The organism is Flavobacterium sp. CR10 (assembly GCF_055814415.1).
In genome coordinates, this window is sequence record NZ_CP185985.1 from 1,205,898 (window position 1) to 1,221,072 (window position 15,175).

General features: G+C 31.6%; 15 protein-coding genes. 9 read left to right on the forward strand and 6 right to left on the reverse strand.

All coding sequences use genetic code 11. The features are described from left to right. Nucleotides 1-85 precede the first annotated feature (85 nt). From ACNRYB_RS05525 to ACNRYB_RS05535, 3 genes are read left to right on the forward strand one after another with little or no spacing between them, the layout of a single operon-like run. A complete protein-coding gene (locus ACNRYB_RS05525) occupies nt 86-634 on the forward strand; it encodes a Panacea domain-containing protein (RefSeq protein ID WP_308067658.1) in 549 nt (182 codons plus the stop codon). A 9-nt stretch (nt 635-643) separates the two neighbouring features. After that, nucleotides 644-1,090, forward strand: a complete 447-nt coding sequence (locus tag ACNRYB_RS05530) for a hypothetical protein (protein ID WP_308067657.1) — start codon at nt 644-646, stop codon at nt 1,088-1,090. 2 nt (nt 1,091-1,092) lie between these two features. Beyond that, nucleotides 1,093-1,356 carry a hypothetical protein gene (locus ACNRYB_RS05535; protein WP_473729468.1) on the forward strand — a complete coding sequence of 88 codons (264 nt, stop codon included), beginning with the start codon at nt 1,093-1,095 and terminating at the stop codon, nt 1,354-1,356. Between the two features lie 81 nt (nt 1,357-1,437). On the opposite strand, the gene ACNRYB_RS05540 is transcribed toward ACNRYB_RS05535, so the two are convergent. Continuing rightward, the gene (locus ACNRYB_RS05540; protein WP_473729469.1) at nt 1,438-2,376 is read right to left on the reverse strand and encodes an L-threonine 3-dehydrogenase; all 939 of its coding nucleotides are present in this window, start codon (nt 2,374-2,376) and stop codon (nt 1,438-1,440) included. A gap of 323 nt (nt 2,377-2,699) precedes the next feature. On the opposite strand from ACNRYB_RS05540, the gene ACNRYB_RS05545 reads away from it, so the two are divergent. The 3 genes from ACNRYB_RS05545 to ACNRYB_RS05555 all read left to right on the forward strand — a co-directional run bounded on the left by ACNRYB_RS05545 (nt 2,700) and on the right by ACNRYB_RS05555 (nt 7,456). Continuing rightward, nucleotides 2,700-3,308: a hypothetical protein gene (locus tag ACNRYB_RS05545; protein WP_129745932.1), complete on the forward strand. Its 609-nt coding sequence runs from the start codon at nt 2,700-2,702 to the stop codon at nt 3,306-3,308. Beyond that, nucleotides 3,301-6,666, forward strand: a complete 3,366-nt coding sequence (gene mfd / locus ACNRYB_RS05550; RefSeq protein WP_473729470.1) for a transcription-repair coupling factor — start codon at nt 3,301-3,303, stop codon at nt 6,664-6,666. Before ACNRYB_RS05545 ends, mfd begins: the two co-directional genes overlap by 8 nt. A 235-nt stretch (nt 6,667-6,901) precedes the next feature. After that, complete coding sequence (locus ACNRYB_RS05555) at nt 6,902-7,456, forward strand: DUF5683 domain-containing protein (RefSeq protein ID WP_129745934.1); 555 nt, start codon at nt 6,902-6,904, stop codon at nt 7,454-7,456. 504 nt (nt 7,457-7,960) lie between these two features. Here the strand turns inward: ACNRYB_RS05555 and ACNRYB_RS05560 are convergent. The 4 genes from ACNRYB_RS05560 to ACNRYB_RS05575 form a co-directional block, all read right to left on the reverse strand. Continuing rightward, the gene (locus tag ACNRYB_RS05560) at nt 7,961-8,617 is read right to left on the reverse strand and encodes a hypothetical protein (protein WP_008466087.1); all 657 of its coding nucleotides are present in this window, start codon (nt 8,615-8,617) and stop codon (nt 7,961-7,963) included. A gap of 120 nt (nt 8,618-8,737) precedes the next feature. Further along, nucleotides 8,738-9,109 carry a YraN family protein gene (locus tag ACNRYB_RS05565; RefSeq protein WP_473729471.1) on the reverse strand — a complete coding sequence of 124 codons (372 nt, stop codon included), beginning with the start codon at nt 9,107-9,109 and terminating at the stop codon, nt 8,738-8,740. Nucleotides 9,110-9,257: 148 nt separating this feature from the next. Further along, complete coding sequence (locus tag ACNRYB_RS05570) at nt 9,258-10,157, reverse strand: S66 peptidase family protein (protein WP_473729472.1); 900 nt, start codon at nt 10,155-10,157, stop codon at nt 9,258-9,260. A gap of 154 nt (nt 10,158-10,311) precedes the next feature. Further along, a complete protein-coding gene (locus tag ACNRYB_RS05575) occupies nt 10,312-11,316 on the reverse strand; it encodes a serine hydrolase domain-containing protein (RefSeq protein ID WP_473729473.1) in 1,005 nt (334 codons plus the stop codon). Nucleotides 11,317-11,515: 199 nt separating this feature from the next. Between ACNRYB_RS05575 and ACNRYB_RS05580 the strand changes: the two genes are divergently transcribed. The 3 genes from ACNRYB_RS05580 (at nt 11,516) to ACNRYB_RS05590 (ending at nt 13,703) form a co-directional block, all read left to right on the forward strand. Then, a complete protein-coding gene (locus ACNRYB_RS05580) occupies nt 11,516-12,607 on the forward strand; it encodes an endonuclease/exonuclease/phosphatase family protein (RefSeq protein WP_473729474.1) in 1,092 nt (363 codons plus the stop codon). A 112-nt stretch (nt 12,608-12,719) separates the two neighbouring features. Continuing rightward, nucleotides 12,720-13,259, forward strand: coding sequence for a 3-hydroxyanthranilate 3,4-dioxygenase (locus tag ACNRYB_RS05585; RefSeq protein ID WP_129745939.1), 540 nt, complete (start codon nt 12,720-12,722; stop codon nt 13,257-13,259). Between the two features lie 132 nt (nt 13,260-13,391). Next, nucleotides 13,392-13,703 carry a hypothetical protein gene (locus ACNRYB_RS05590; RefSeq protein ID WP_129745940.1) on the forward strand — a complete coding sequence of 104 codons (312 nt, stop codon included), beginning with the start codon at nt 13,392-13,394 and terminating at the stop codon, nt 13,701-13,703. 343 nt (nt 13,704-14,046) lie between these two features. Here ACNRYB_RS05590 and ACNRYB_RS05595 read toward each other — a convergent pair whose 3' ends face one another. After that, the gene (locus ACNRYB_RS05595; RefSeq protein WP_473729475.1) at nt 14,047-15,003 is read right to left on the reverse strand and encodes an MBL fold metallo-hydrolase; all 957 of its coding nucleotides are present in this window, start codon (nt 15,001-15,003) and stop codon (nt 14,047-14,049) included. Nucleotides 15,004-15,175: the final 172 nt, after the last annotated feature.

The window sequence follows — 15,175 nt, forward strand, 5'->3', positions numbered from 1 at the left end:
CTAATAACTTAATATAAAACATAATCTTTTTCTTTCAAATAACATCTTGCTTTTTAAAATTCTAAAAAATTATTAACTTTGTAAAATGATAAAAGATTTCAAAATAGTATTTGATGAGGATAGAGCTATCAATGCAGTTCTTTACATTCTTACAAAATTAAGTAGAAAAGATTTTCATAAAATTTTTAAAATTCTTTTTTTTGCCGATAGAGAACATCTTTTAAAGTACGGAAGAACTATTACAGGAGATAATTATATTGCGATGAATGATGGACCAGTTCCTTCTTATTTGTACGATATTTTTAAATCAGTAAAAGGTAATGGCTATTTTAAGGATAATGGACATTTTTCAAAATATTTTTCTGTAGTTGAAGGTTGCTTATTAAAGGAAGAATCGGAGCCAAATCTAAATAAATTATCTCAAACAGATTTGCAACAATTGAATATTTCTTTAGACAAATATGGAAATATGTCATGGAACGAAATTAGAGAGTTATCGCATGGTGAAGCATGGATTAATACAGTTAATAATTCAGCTATTTCATTTGTAGATATTTTAAAGGAAATTGAATCTGATGAAAGCTATATTGATTACCTGAAAGAGCAAAACTTGTTAAAAAACCATCTTCAATAGATAATATTAATGAGTAAGTTCAGAGATTTATTTGGTGGTGATGAATTGCAGAAAATATTTAATGCAGGATTGAGTAAAGGAGATGTTTTTCTACATGATTTTCCAGGAATTGATCATTTAAAAATGTTCATTGTAATAGGAATTTCTCAGGATATTGTTTACACATGTTCGGTATATATAAATTCTAGTATTCATCCTTTTATTGCTAAGGATAAAAAATTATTAGACCTTCAAATTCCAATACTAAAGTCAGATAATCCATTTTTACATCATGATTCTTTTGCATCATGTAATTCTCCGATAAAATCATCTTCTGAGAATATCCAAAGTAAAATACAAGATAAATCTTGTAAGGTTATCGGAAAAATTTGTGCAAAGGATCTCGCACAAATTACATTAGCATTAAAAACGTCAGGTGTTTTGACAGTCGAAGAGATTGAATTATATTTTAGTTGATTATGGAAGATTACAGAGAAATAGCAAACAAAGCAGTTAAGAATAAGAAAGATTTGATGCCTGTTCATAATGGAACAGTAAGTCAATATAAAACGAGGTTGATAATTTTTCGGGATGTCTTGGAAGAAGCTGATATTGTATTAAAAGATTTGGGAAATAAATATATCAAAGAAAACAATTGTAATTTAGAACAAATCGAACAAATTAGAGAAATAAATAAAGAAATAATTACTTCTTTTATTGAATATTTTAATGCGAATAAGTAATCATAATACATGTTGTTTGTATAAAAAAAATCCCGTTTAGAATTTATTTCTAAACGGGATTTTTTTATGATAATCGAAGATTTAACTCAAATGCTCCAGCATATCTTTTGTCATAGTTTCAAGATCAAATTTATGATTCCATCCCCAATCCTTTCTTGCTTCAGTATCATCAATACTTGCTGGCCAGCTATCTGCAATTTTTTGGCGGAAATCTGGATTATAAGTAATCTCAAATTCAGGAATATGTTTTTTGATTTCGGCAGCAATTTCAGTTGGAGTAAAACTCATTGCAGCCAGATTGTATGAAGAATGTATTTTGATTTCTTCAGCCGGTGCTTTCATGATATTAATCGTTGCATCAATGGCATCATCCATATACATCATTGGCATTTTGGTTTCAGAAGATAAAAAGCACTCATATTTTTTATCGGCAATTGCCTTGTAGAAAATATCAACAGCATAATCTGTAGTTCCTCCGCCTGGAGGAGTAGACCAGCTAATTAAGCCTGGATAACGAATACTGCGAACATCAACGCCATAAATATTATGATAATATTCGCACCATCTTTCGCCCGCTTGTTTGCTGATTCCGTAAACTGTTGAAGGTTCCATTACAGTATATTGCGGAGTATTTTCTTTTGGAGTTGTTGGTCCAAAAACAGCAATGCTTGAAGGCCAGAAAATCTTCTGAATTTTTTTTGCTTTGGCTAAATTCAAAACATGAAAAAGCGAATTCATATTTAAATCCCAAGCAAAAGCTGGGTTTTTTTCGGCAGTTGCAGATAAAAGTGCCGCCATCAGATATACATCTGTAATTTTATGCACTTCAACCAAATGCTCAATCTGATTAAAATCTAAAGCATTAACCACTTCAAAAGGGCCTGAATTAACAACATCAGTATTTAATTTTCTAATATCAGAAGCGATAACATTATCAGTTCCGTATAATTTACGCAGTTTTTGCGTCAGTTCTGTTCCAATCTGACCGCAGGCGCCAATGATCAATATTTTAGGATTCATTTTTTGATGATTTTTTAGAGACACAAATATAACGTTTTCGCAATTACTTGCGCTTTTTTAAAGGATAAATTATAAATTCAATAATTAAAAAGTTTGTTTGTTATATTATTCTCTTTTAAAAGTGTGTCTTTGTGCCTTTTTTGAAAATCCGTGAAAAAGCGCTATTTTATTGGAAAAACCACCAAATGAAATATTTAAAATTGTAATTCAAATTATCATGAAAAGACAAAAAAATAACCTTGATTTATAGAATCTTTAGCAAAAAACAGAATTCATAATTGTAAATTTACTTCGTAACTTTGCAGCCTAACTATATTTTATCAATGAAATACCAAATATCTCTTTTTCTGCTTTTGACAACTGTGTTATTTTCTTGCCAAAATGAAAATGAAAAACGCCTTGCAGAAAATGCAAAAGAAGCGAAAAAGAAAGAAGCTATTTTTAATAATATAAATAAAGGCTGGACTTTTCTAGATGAACCTATCAATGAAATCTCAGAATCGCAATTGAATTCTTGGAACGAGTGGCGTGAATTTATAAAAGAAATTGGAGAAAAGCCTAGAAAGACCATTGGTGCATTTCAGAAGAAGTCGGCAGCTATTTCTAGAAAAGCAATGGCTCTAAATAACAACATTCCAGCTCAATTTAACCAGCCTCAGATTAAAAGCCGTATTTCTATTTTGATTACCAAAATCAGAATGCTGGACTTGTTTATTCATTTAAATAATATTCCAGATGATAAAGTGGTTTTTTTAATACAGGAAATCAACAAAGAACTGATTTCGCTGGAGAGACAAATGGATAAAATTGTCGAAAAAGCCAAAATCCCGAAAGAAGAAGGAGAAGAAGATTTCCTTAGAATGTTAGATACAACACGCGCGATTCCGAATTCGGCACCGCCAATAGATCCAAATATACCAAAAGTTGAGTAAAAACGCCTTATATACTACATACGACAATCTGCCAAAAGCAGAGCAGATTGCTAAAAATTTACTGGAAGGAAATCAGGTAAAAATGAACATCAGCGGATTGTTAGGATCTGCTGTTTCATTTATTATCCGTTCCGTTTTCAGAAAAACCGAACTGCCTTTTCTGATTGTTTTAGACAATAAAGAAGAAGCTGCGTATTATCTAAACGATTTGGAGCAAATGATCGGAGAACAAGATGTTTTGTTTTATCCCGCATCATTTCGCCGTCCTTACCAGATTGATGAAACCGATAATGCCAATGTTTTGCTTCGTGCTGAGGTTTTAAATAGAATCAATTCTAGAAAAAAGCCAGCCGTAATTGTTACTTATCCAGAAGCACTTTTTGAGAAAGTAGTTACGAGAAGAGAACTAGATAAAAACACTTTAAAAGTAGCTTTAAACGATAAAATTTCGATTGATTTTATCAACGAAGTTTTGTTCGAATACGAATTCAAAAGAGTAGATTTTATTACAGAACCTGGAGAATTTTCAGTTCGTGGGGGAATTGTCGATGTCTTTTCTTTCTCAAATGATCATCCGTATCGAATTGAGTTTTTCGGAAACGAAGTAGACAGCATTAGAACTTTTGATGTTGAAACACAATTATCTGTCGAAACGCATAAAAAAATCACAATTATCCCGAATGTTGAGAACAAACTTTTTCAGGAAAATCGTGAAAGCTTCTTAGATTATATTGCCGAAAAAACAGTTCTTTTTATTCAAAATACTGAAGGACTTTTTAGTCAATTGGATAAACAGTTTGCAAGGGCAGAAGAAGCTTTTGAGAAACTTTCGAAAGAAATAAAACATGCCACGCCAGAACAATTATTTTTAAATCAGGCGTCATTTATCAAAAGATCTTTAGATTTTTCGGTTGTAGAATTGGCTTCAAGACCAGTTTATAAAACCACTAAGAAATTCGAATTCCATATTCAGCCACAGCCGTCTTTCAATAAACAATTTGATTTATTGCTGAATAATTTGAGCGATAATCATTTTAACGGATATGTCAACTATCTGTTCTGTTCGAATGATACGCAGGCAAAACGTTTTCATGATATTTTTGAGAGCTTAGACGAAGCCAATTCAGAAAATATCAGAAAGCAATATCACACCATTGTATTGCCTTTATATCAAGGTTTTATTGATGAAGAAAACCAGATAACGGCTTATACCGATCATCAGATTTTTGAGCGTTATCATAAATTCAACATCAAAAACGGATATTCTAAAAAGCAGAATATCACTTTAAAAGAATTAACTGCGCTTTCTGTTGGCGATTATGTAACGCATATCGATCACGGAATTGGTAAGTTTGGCGGATTGCAGAAAATTCAAGTTGAAGGAAAAACACAAGAAGCGATAAAATTAGTTTATGCCGATAATGATATTGTGTATGTGAGCATTCACTCGCTTCATAAAATCTCAAAATACAACGGAAAAGACGGAACTCCTCCAAAAATCTATAAATTAGGATCGAACGCTTGGAAGGTTTTAAAACAAAAAACCAAAGCGCGTGTTAAACATATTGCGTTCAACTTGATTCAGCTATATGCAAAACGTCGTTTAGAAAAAGGTTTTCAGTTTGCGCCAGACAGTTATCTTCAAAACGAATTGGAAAGTTCGTTTATTTACGAAGATACGCCTGACCAAATGAAATCGACAGCGGAAGTTAAAGCCGATATGGAAAGCGATCGCCCAATGGATCGTTTGGTTTGTGGTGACGTTGGTTTCGGAAAAACAGAGGTTGCCATTCGTGCGGCGTTTAAAGCGGTTGATAATAGTAAACAAGTAGCGGTTTTGGTTCCGACAACTATTTTGGCATACCAACATTACAGAACTTTTTCAGAACGTTTGAAAGATATGCCAGTTACAATTGGTTACTTAAACCGATTCAGAACCGCAAAACAAAAAACGCAAACCTTAAAAGATTTAGCCGAAGGAAAACTCGATATTGTAATTGGAACACATCAATTAGTAAACAAAAATGTGGTTTTTAAAGACCTTGGTTTATTGATTGTTGATGAAGAACAAAAGTTTGGTGTAAACGTAAAAGATAAATTAAAAACTATTGCAGCAAATGTTGATACGCTGACATTAACGGCAACGCCAATTCCGAGAACGCTTCAGTTTTCATTGATGGCTGCGCGAGATTTATCGGTAATTACTACGCCTCCGCCAAATCGTTATCCAATTGAAACGAATGTGGTTGGTTTTAATGAAGAAATTATCCGCGATGCGATTTCGTATGAAATTCAAAGAAACGGACAAGTTTTCTTTATCAATAACCGAATTGAAAATATAAAAGAAGTGGCCGGAATGATTCAGCGTTTGGTTCCAAATGCAAGAGTCGGAATTGGCCACGGACAAATGGACGGCGCAAAACTGGAAGAATTGATGTTAGGTTTCATGAATGGAGATTTTGATGTTTTGGTAGCAACAACAATCATCGAAAGCGGATTGGACGTTCCAAATGCCAACACAATTTTCATCAACAACGCCAATAATTTTGGATTGTCAGATTTGCATCAAATGCGAGGTCGAGTAGGGCGAAGCAATAAAAAGGCATTCTGTTATTTCATTTGTCCGCCATATTCATCAATGACCGAAGATGCTAGAAAACGTATTCAGGCTTTGGAACAATTCAGCGAATTGGGAAGCGGTTTTAATATCGCAATGAAAGATCTTGAAATTCGTGGCGCAGGAGATTTATTAGGTGGAGAACAAAGCGGTTTCATTAACGAAATTGGTTTTGATACGTACCAAAAAATCATGAATGAAGCGATTGAAGAATTGAAGGAAAATGAATTCAAAGATTTGTATCCGGAAGAAAATGATATTGACACCAAAGAATACGTAAAAGACATACAAATCGATGCCGATTTTGAGCTTTTATTCCCAGATGAATATATCAACAACGTTTCGGAACGTTTGGTTTTATACAACGAATTAGGCGCTATAAAAGACGAAGCCGGTTTACAGGAATTTGAGAAAAAACTAATCGATCGTTTCGGACCATTGCCAAAACCAGCTGTTGCTTTATTAAACAGCATCAGAATAAAATGGATTGCGACGAAAGTCGGAATCGAGAAATTGGTTTTGAAACAAGGTAAAATGATTGGTTATTTTGTATCTGATCAACAATCTGATTATTATCAATCGGTGAAGTTTAGAAACGTCTTGAATTTTGTTCAGAAGCATAGCAATCTTTGCAAAATGAAAGAAAAACAAACCGTAAATGGATTACGTTTATTATTGACTTTTGAAAATGTGAAGTCGATAAAAAGAGCGTTGGAGTTGATGGAATTATTTGAAGAGTAAAAATAAAGTTTGCCACGAATTGCAAGAATTTGCACGAATTTTTTTGCCACAGATTAAAAAGATTATGAAGATTAAAAAAATCATTTAAATCCTTTTAATCTGTGGCAATAATTTTTTAAAATAATTCGTGTGAATTCGTGGCGAATCAAAAATTAAGCTTTCTTTATCTTTTATTTAAGAAAAATCTTAGAACTAAAAAGTTTTCTTTGAGTCAAATTTTCAAAGACAACTTTATATGCAGAACCAACTTATTCTTCTATTTTTATTTTTAGGATTAACTACAATCTTCGCTCAAGAAAAAAATAAAATCGTTTTAAAAGATTCTTTAAAATCGGAAACAATTGATCCGCTACGTCCTGCAAAAGCTGCATTTTATTCGGCAGTTTTGCCTGGTTTAGGGCAGATTTATAATAAAAAATACTGGAAACTTCCTTTAGTTTATGGCGCAATTGGCACGAGCACTTATTTTTATATTGATAATCAGAAAAAATATAATTTATACAGAGACGAATACAAAAACAGACTTGAAGGGAAAAAAAGTGATTCCGAATTTTTAGCACGATTATCAGAAAGCCAATTGACAACTGCTCAAAAAGAATATCAACGATATAGAGATTTATCAGCTCTATTTATAGTCGGATTTTATGTTTTAAATATTATTGATGCTAATATAGATGCCGCTCTATCTCAATTTAATGTAGATGAAAGACTGGCATTTAAACCTGCTGTTATAAAAAATGATATCACATTCAATAATAATTTTGGGTTTGCTCTGAATTATTCTTTCTAATATTTGAAAAAAAATCACTCCGAAGAGTGATTTAATGGCATTATTGTGGTTTTGGTTAGATAATTGTATCGTGAATTTGAAAAAAGTAGTGTTGATTTAAATTCTACAAATCGAATTTATTTCAAAACAATTTAATTCAATATTAGTTTGGCTATACAGTCAAAAATCGCTCTTGTTTTTTGATGCGTTAGCAAATATATAAAAATATTATTCGTAATAAATTATATTTAAAAAAACTTAATTCGGATTTTTTGTTAGTTTTTTATATAAAAGACGTAAAATGCAGTGTGAAGTGGCTTTTTACAAGTAAGTGTCATATTGACGCTTTAACAGAATAAAATCTATTTTTAGAATTGTCTTTTGAGAATATTCTTATTTGCTAAAAATAGAATTATGCTTAGGTGCTATTTTATTCAAAAAAAAATCCTTTCATCTTTCATTAAAAAGACAAAAGGATTTTGTGGGTATAAAGAAGAATCAAAACGATTCTTAATATTATTTAATTTAGTTTTTCAAGTCTTTAATTACTTTAAAAGCTACATCAACTTGATCTTCTCCAACTAAAATTGTAAATTCGTTTGAAGTCGAAATTACTTCATTAATGATAATTCCTTCCCAAGCCAAACGCTGGAAAATGAAGTAATAAATACCAGGAACAACAATATTTTCTTTTGGTAATTTTACCGTAATAGAAGCTAAATTATCTAATTTCTGGATTAATTTTTCTCTCATAAAGTGTTTCTCAACTAAATGATTCACACTGCTGCTTACCACGATATTAGTTTCGTTTACTCCACGAGATGAGGTATAAAAAATATCAGATAAAGCGTTAATATCAGAGATTAAATCTGCCTGTTTGTTAAGTACAGTTTCAGATGCTGCGAAAGTGTAATCTGTAAGTTCAGAGCGAACTGTAATTTCACCGATATTCTTAATTACTTTATTGATTTTGTGGTTCAATTTAAAATCTAGTTCTTCCGTCAGTCGTTTTAAAGACATTACTACAGCGCCTTGTTTTACCTCTTTTCCGAACTCACTTTCTAATTCGGTCATGATATTTCGCGAAAGTGATGTTAGGTTAATAATTCCGAGTGACAGGGCATTTAATAAAAATGGTTTTGTTTTAATGTAGTTTTCTACAATAGAAGAAACAGTTTTCATAATTTTTTTTTTTTTGGTAACAGTTGAGTTGGTTTGTTAATTTAACATTGTGATGTTATAATTCTTTGCAAATATAAATAAAAAAACAAATTGTTACAATTATAACAATAAAAAATTATGTTAAAAGTGATAAAAAGCGTCAGTAAGATGTTCAATTGCAAATGATTCCCCATTTTTATGGACCGCAATGATGTCAAAACGGATTTCTAAATCTTCCTGAGGATCCTTTTCCCTATCGTTTATGTAGGCATTTACTGCTTTAATGAGTAATTGAATTTTTTTTTGCTTAACAAAATCTTGCGGAGAACCAAAATCTAAGCTCGAACGGGTCTTTACTTCAATAATGGCTAAAATGGAATCTTTTTGAGCAATAATATCTATTTCTGCTTTCTGTATAACAAAGTTTCGTTCTATAATAGAATATCCGTTTTCTTCAAGATATGCAGCGGCGAGATCTTCGCCTAATTTTCCTAAATCATTATGTTCTGCCATTGTTTTTTTGTTTCAGGTTTCAAGTTTTAAGTTTTTTGCACGCAAAGACGCGAAGTTGCAAAGGATATTTAAAAACTTTGCGACTTCGCGTCTTTGCGAGATTTTATGTGGTATTGTTAGACTTGCTTAAAGTATAAGCAACGTATTATTACTTTTTAAAAGTGACGGTACTTCCAGAAGCAGTAACTTCCATCGTAACGATATTTCCCATAACAAGAGCTCTATTGTCTCTAATGTGTCCAGCAGGGAAATTAAAAATAACGGGAATATTGTATTTTTTGGTTACATCGTCAATAATTTCCAATGCATTTTTTCCCCAAGGCACTTCATTGTCTTTCATGCTTGTCATACCTCCAATGATAATTCCTTTTAGGTTTTCAATGCATCCGTTACGTCTTAGATTCATCATCATACGATCGATGTGATACAGATATTCATCTAAATCTTCTATAAATAAAATTTTATCCTTGCAGTCAATTGCAGACGGAGATCCTAATAAACTATATAAAATAGACAAGTTACCTCCAACTAATTCTCCTGTTGCACTTCCCAAACGGTTTATCGGAGTTGGACTCACAGTATAGGAAATAGGTTCGTTAAACAAAGCCGCTTTTAATGAACTTACAGCATCTGGAGTTGCTCTCGGAACGGTTACAGGCATAATGCCATGAATAGATTTATAACCCATTGTATTCAAATGATTATGTAGAACCGTTACATCACTAAAACCGATAACCCATTTTGGGTGCTGTTTGAATTTGGTAAAATCCAATAAATCTAACATTCTCACTGTTCCATATCCGCCACGAACACACCAAATTGCTTTAATATTAGGATTGTCCATTTGCTTCTGGAAATCGGCTGCTCTCTGTTCATCTGTTCCTGCCAATTGATTGTAATCCAAACCGATTGTTGATCCAATTACTGCTTCTAAACCCCAGCTGTGCAACAAATCTATTGTAGGTTTTAAATTGTCATCGATATTTTTTCTTGCTGTTGCTAAAAGCGCTACAGTATCTCCTTTTTGTAAATAAGGTGGTGTTATCATGTTTTGTTGAGATTGACAGTTGAATGATTGTAAAGCAAAAATAAGAAATGCGAGTTTACAAAAGACAAAGTGTTTCTTTATATAGTGAAAGCAGTTTTTATTCATTTTTTTCTTTTGCTTAAATTTATAAAATTAATTTTTAAGGTTTGGTAATTTATCCTCCGTATTGTTTTTGAAGTTCAGCCAAGAGTAGCATTAAACCTCTATCGGCTTCTTCAGATTGAACATTTGCAAAAAGTATGAAAGCTTTATTGATGTCTTTGCAAATATACACTTTGGTTAAAAATGTTCCTGGATTTCCGTAATGAAAAGAATATTTTAAACCTGAATTTTCATTTATTTCAGAATACCAACCAAAAGAAAATTCTGGAAAGCCAAAATGTATTTTATTAAATTCTTCTTCAGACAATACTTTTGATTTTCCTAATAAACCTTGTAATTGCATCTGAGTAAATTTGCAAAAATCAGGAAGATTTACATTGATATTTCCTGCTGATGAAAGCCAATTTAATTTATAATTTCCGAACGGTTTTTCAGGCATCAAATTTTCATCATGTCCCCACGGCTGATTTATATCAGTAACATTTGGTTGTCCAAAACCGAAGTTAATATTTAGCTTTTTACCCAATTCTTGTACTAAAGTTTCATAACTTTTTCCAGTTGCTTTTTCGAGCATTAAACCTGCGGCAACAAAACTTGGATTGGAACCGTACCAATCTTGTTTCTCAGTAATAATTTGTTTTTGTTTAAAAAACCAGCTTATAAATTCATAACGCTGTTCTTGGTTGTTTCCTTTTATTTCTTTTTGTGTTGGAGTTTCATTTCCGTAAGACCAAGTTGGAATTGGTGCTCGAAAAGTTAAGAAGTCTTGCAAGTTTATATTATAAACTTCTGGATTACTTTCTGATTTTAATTCGGGGTACAAATCAAAGAATTTGGTGTCCCATTTTATCTTTCCTTCATTTACTAAAGTCGCAGCAATATAACCTGTGATCGTTTTTGTGATTGATCCTAAACGAAACTTGTCGTCAATTTTTGCTTTAAAAGAAGTTTGATAACGTTGAAATCCTAGGACGTCAATTTCAAAAATGGAATCTGATGAAACTACAGCGTATGCTAATTCGGGAATTTTGTATTCTTTTCGGATTTTCTCTGCCAAATCCCTGTTTTTTTGTCCATAGAAGTTGTTTATAAAACTAAAAAAGAAGGTTAAAAACAGTATTTTTTTCATTGTAGAAATGGTCAGATTTTTTAAGCAAGGTACAAGAGATTATTAGAGAAACAAATATAATAATCTGAAATTTAATTTAATAATTTTCTTACATTTGTTTTTATTGCTATCATTAAATTTTCTCTGCATGCCGCTCAAATTCAAATCTTGTTTGTTCTTTATTTTTTCATTTTTAGTTCTTTCGGGTCAATCCAAAAAGTATAAAATACATACAGTTGCCTTTTACAATTTCGAGAACCTTTACGATACTGTGGATGATGCATTTACAAATGATAATGAATGGACGCCAAATGGAGCGCAGCATTGGACAACAGAAAAATATCAGCAAAAATTAAAAAACTTAGCCAAAGCAATATCAGAAATTGGGACACCTGAAAATTCAAATGCGCCCACTTTAATCGGAGCAGCAGAGGTCGAAAATAGAAATGTTTTAGAAGATTTGATAAAAGAGCCAAAATTACAGCCATTAGATTTAGGAATTATTCACTTTGATTCACCAGATAAGCGTGGTATCGATGTGGCGCTACTTTATCAGAAAAAATATTTTAGACCGACTTCTTATTCGAATATTCCATTGATTATTTATAAAAAAGAATTTCCACAAAAAGAAGAAACAGAAGTTTTAGACGATGAAATTGAAGTTAAAAAAGAAAATAAAAATCGTGTTTTTACAAGAGACCAGCTTTTGGTTTCTGGATTTTTAGAAAATGAAGAAATTCATATTATTGTTAATCATTGGCCATCAAGATCGGGTGGAGAAAAGGCAACGAGTTTATTTCGCGAAGCAGCAGGTAAATTGAATAGAAAAATTATCGATTCATTACAGCAAATTAATCCACAAGCTAAAGTATTGACAATGGGAGATTTTAATGACGGACCATTTAATAAAAGTATAAAAGCTTGGTTAGGAGCAAAGGGCATAAAGACTGAAGTTTCAGAATTTGATGTTTTTAATCCGTTTGAAGAACTTGCCAATAAAGGTTTGGGAACTATTGCGTATCGTGATTCGTGGAATATTTTTGATCAGATTATCATGACAGCTTCTTTCGTTAAAACAGATTTTTCGACTTTTAATTTTTGGAAAGCAGGCATTTTCAACAGACCTTATCTTATTCAAAATTCAGGTGCCTATAAAGGGTATCCATTGCGAAATACACTCAGTGAAGCAGGTTTTAGTGATCACCTTCCAGTTTATGTGTATTTGATAAAAGAATTTTAATGGGATTCAGTCTCAGTTTTCAGCCACAGTAATCAGTTTAAGTAAAACTGAAAACTGCGACTGCGACTGAATACTTTTCACTACCTTAGCTTTTCATAAATTTTGAATAAAAATGGCTATAGCAAAACCTTTCAACTTAATTAAATGGATTGACGAAAACCGTCATTTATTAAAACCGCCAGTTGGAAATAAAAATCTTTACGTAGATTCTGGAGATTATATTGTAATGATTGTGGCGGGACCAAATGCAAGAAAAGATTATCATTATAACGAAACAGAAGAACTTTTTTATCAGCTAGAAGGAAGTATAAAAGTGGTAATTCAGGAAGATGGACAGCGTAAAGAAATGGAATTAAATGCAGGCGATATGTATCTGCATCCTGCAAAAGTGCCACATTCTCCTGTTCGTTCAGAAGGTTCGATCGGACTTGTAATTGAACGTAAACGTGCTGGACAAGGCTTTACAGATGGTTTGCTTTGGCATTGTGACAATTGCAATCATAAATTGTATGAAGTGTATTTTGAACTTCATAATATCGAAAAAGATTTCCTTCCTCATTTTGAACATTTCTACAATTCAGAAGAATTAAGAACGTGCGATAATTGTGGAATTGTTATGGAAACTGATCCTAGATTCACGGCTAAGAAATAATATTTTATTTGATAGAAATACGAAACGCGACAGGTTTTTAAAAACTTGCCGGGTTTATTTTGGTGTATTTTCATTCAAATAAGAAATTATTTTCTACATTTGTATCAAATATGAAACAAAAAACAATCAATTATGATACAAGAAATAATTGCATATAAAAATATAGTTGATAATATTGAAGGATTAATGGAAAAATCACCTTACAAGAAAAACTATATAATTGAAAAAGTAGGAATCCCTAGTCCAACATTCTATCGTAAACTGAAAACACAGTCATTTACTCCTGATGAAGTACTATCTATTGCTAAAATACTTTCTCCTGAAGAAAACTTTAGATTAGAATTAAAGGCAGATATTGAACAGGCTAAACGTGAGCTAGAAGAGGGGAATTTTATAACTCATGAGGATATGTTGCTTGAGTTAAAGAGAAAAGGAATAATCTAAAAAAGATCTAAGATTGTTAACGGTTTTTGTCGATTGTCATGAAACCTAATTAAATGAATTAAGTCTTTATTTATAATATAATAAAGTGATATATGCCTTGAAATTAATATTTCATTGCATTCTAAATCATTTCTAAATTTGCCTAGTAAAGGATTTTTAGAAATCAAATTAAGGATTAATAAAACTTCATTTACGAATTTTTGAGCAATTTCATTATTCCTGTAATGAATTAAATAATCTCGCGTTTTATAAAAAGTATAATTAGCTTTTGTTGACCAAACAATTTTCATCTTTCAAAAATATTTGGCTAAAATATAAAAATAAACCTACAAATAATTTGTTTTTACAAACTAAATTTCTTCCCCTGTTCAGGATAGATAATCTTCAATCCTAAATCATTTTGAGCTTTTAACTGCTCTTTAATTTTTGCAATATTCTTTGCAGGCGGTTTCAAATGTGTGATGATAATTTTAAAGTTTTCAAGAGAACCTTTTCCTGCTAAATCCTCTAGGACATGAAGTTCTTTCATTAAATAATTCGGAGTCAAATGGCCAAATAAAAATTTGTCAGGCTGTTCGTTAGGAAACGAAACTTCAATAAAAATTCCTTTTAATTGTTTGGCCTTTACCAATGGAGCAATGGCTGTCCATAACTCACGAAGATTGTTGCTTTTTTCTACTTCATCTGGTCCTGTATCTCCTAAATATAATGCATAATCATTCTCATTTTTAATTAAAAAAGCAGTACTCTCAAACGGATTAACATGGCTAAGAGAAAAAGCTTTAACCGTCATTTTGGTATTAGTTAAAGGAGTTTCTTCAGTCAGATTTAAAATCTGAAAATGATATTTTTTTAAAGGAAAGCCAGGACCTGCATCTCCAAAATTAGCCCAAGTCTGATCGTTGAAATAATGATTTTCCATCATTTCCATACATTTATTCGTTGCATAAACCGTTTTAGAAGAATCGGCAGGAGAGTTTATAATCAAACCCGAAACATGATCCAAATGCGCGTGGGAAATCAAATATCCTTTGATGTATTTTCGTAAAACTTCGCTTGTGGAAACTTTAAAAGTTTTCTTTTCAATCGCTTTTTCGATTCCAGCATTTACAGTTCCAGCGTCAAGACAGATATAATCGGTTGTGTTTGATGGAGCTATTAAGTAAGCTGAAAGATTTTTTTCATCAATACCGCCCATTACTCCTAATGGAACTACTGAAAAGGAAGTTTTTGCTTTTTGAGAAAATATATTGGTTGTTACTAAAAGAAAACAAAGCAGAAGCCTAATGTACGAGGTCATATTTTTAATTTTAAGTAATGCAAATTTCATTAAATAAATTCAATATTGAAGTTTTGTTTCTGTTAATACTATAAAATAAACTTAAATTTACGTTCATTTATGAATTAACTTCAATCGGAAATTAATTCTAAAACAATATCTTTACATTAAAAATATAACAATTCTAACCAAA

What these genes read in the sequence shown, in the direction of transcription:
- ACNRYB_RS05525 (WP_308067658.1), top strand. Translation starts at nt 86, where the DNA reads ATGATAAAAGATTTCAAAATAGTATTTGATGAGGATAGAGCTATCAAT.
- ACNRYB_RS05530 (WP_308067657.1), top strand. Translation starts at nt 644, where the DNA reads ATGAGTAAGTTCAGAGATTTATTTGGTGGTGATGAATTGCAGAAAATA.
- ACNRYB_RS05535 (WP_473729468.1), top strand. Translation starts at nt 1,093, where the DNA reads ATGGAAGATTACAGAGAAATAGCAAACAAAGCAGTTAAGAATAAGAAA.
- ACNRYB_RS05540 (WP_473729469.1), bottom strand. Translation starts at nt 2,376, where the DNA reads ATGAATCCTAAAATATTGATCATTGGCGCCTGCGGTCAGATTGGAACA.
- ACNRYB_RS05545 (WP_129745932.1), top strand. Translation starts at nt 2,700, where the DNA reads ATGAAATACCAAATATCTCTTTTTCTGCTTTTGACAACTGTGTTATTT.
- ACNRYB_RS05555 (WP_129745934.1), top strand. Translation starts at nt 6,902, where the DNA reads ATGCAGAACCAACTTATTCTTCTATTTTTATTTTTAGGATTAACTACA.
- ACNRYB_RS05560 (WP_008466087.1), bottom strand. Translation starts at nt 8,617, where the DNA reads ATGAAAACTGTTTCTTCTATTGTAGAAAACTACATTAAAACAAAACCA.
- ACNRYB_RS05565 (WP_473729471.1), bottom strand. Translation starts at nt 9,109, where the DNA reads ATGGCAGAACATAATGATTTAGGAAAATTAGGCGAAGATCTCGCCGCT.
- ACNRYB_RS05570 (WP_473729472.1), bottom strand. Translation starts at nt 10,157, where the DNA reads ATGATAACACCACCTTATTTACAAAAAGGAGATACTGTAGCGCTTTTA.
- ACNRYB_RS05580 (WP_473729474.1), top strand. Translation starts at nt 11,516, where the DNA reads ATGCCGCTCAAATTCAAATCTTGTTTGTTCTTTATTTTTTCATTTTTA.
- ACNRYB_RS05585 (WP_129745939.1), top strand. Translation starts at nt 12,720, where the DNA reads ATGGCTATAGCAAAACCTTTCAACTTAATTAAATGGATTGACGAAAAC.
- ACNRYB_RS05590 (WP_129745940.1), top strand. Translation starts at nt 13,392, where the DNA reads ATGATACAAGAAATAATTGCATATAAAAATATAGTTGATAATATTGAA.
- ACNRYB_RS05595 (WP_473729475.1), bottom strand. Translation starts at nt 15,003, where the DNA reads ATGACCTCGTACATTAGGCTTCTGCTTTGTTTTCTTTTAGTAACAACC.